The organism is Pseudomonas sp. Pseusp3 (assembly GCF_047304225.1).
Lineage (GTDB): Bacteria > Pseudomonadota > Gammaproteobacteria > Pseudomonadales > Pseudomonadaceae > Aquipseudomonas > Aquipseudomonas fluorescens_CD.
Genome location: NZ_JBGLYV010000239.1, coordinates 1 through 650, shown reverse-complemented (window position 1 = coordinate 650; position 650 = coordinate 1). Strand labels below are relative to the sequence as shown.

2 protein-coding genes are annotated in these 650 nt (G+C 57.1%); one reads left to right on the top strand and one right to left on the bottom strand.

All coding sequences use genetic code 11. From position 1 onward, the window contains the following. Nucleotides 1-74 (top strand): hypothetical protein (locus tag ACCD00_RS30725; RefSeq protein WP_413426209.1); only part of this gene is annotated, 74 nt, incomplete at its 5' end. Nucleotides 75-269: 195 nt separating this feature from the next. On the opposite strand, the gene ACCD00_RS30720 is transcribed toward ACCD00_RS30725, so the two are convergent. After that, the coding region (locus ACCD00_RS30720; RefSeq protein WP_413428935.1) for a helix-turn-helix domain-containing protein at nt 270-650 on the bottom strand (381 nt) is incomplete at its 5' end.

Genomic DNA, 650 nt, shown 5'->3' with positions numbered 1-650 from the left:
ACCTGGACAAAACCATGATGGTGTTCGGCGACGCTAAAAAGGTCATCGAAGACATGGTCAAAGCCGTCGACTAACCCGCGCTCGATGGCTAGCGGCTGCGCCCGCCCTGCTCTACCTGAACGAAGCCAGGATGTTTTTCGGTAGCACCAGGGAAGTCATCGAAGACATGATCAAAGCTGTCGAGTTAGTCCTGCTTCAACGCAACAATGAAAGTAATGCGCCTTACCCTATCCTGCGAGCGTTACGCTTTCGCAGGATAGGGTGAAGATTTATAGACGAACGCTGGCGAAGGTTGATTCGTTACGTGCCTGGCCCAACGCCGACAACGGCCCGGACAACGGCGACAGCACCAACGCTTGCGGCAGCGGCATCATCGCCACTTGCTGGGTAGTGTTGGACCCTACGCGTTCGTCACGCGGCGGAATGCCGAAGTACTCGCGGTAGCACTTGGAGAAGTGCGGCGTGGACACGAAACCACAGATCGACGCCACTTCGATGATCGAAATCGGCGTTTGCTTGAGCAACTGCCGCGCACGGATCAGGCGCAGTTTCAGGTAGTAACGCGACGGCGAACAGTGCAGGTACTTCTGGAACAGGCGTTCGAGCTGACGACGGGACACCGCGACATACACCGCCAGTTCGTCGAGGTC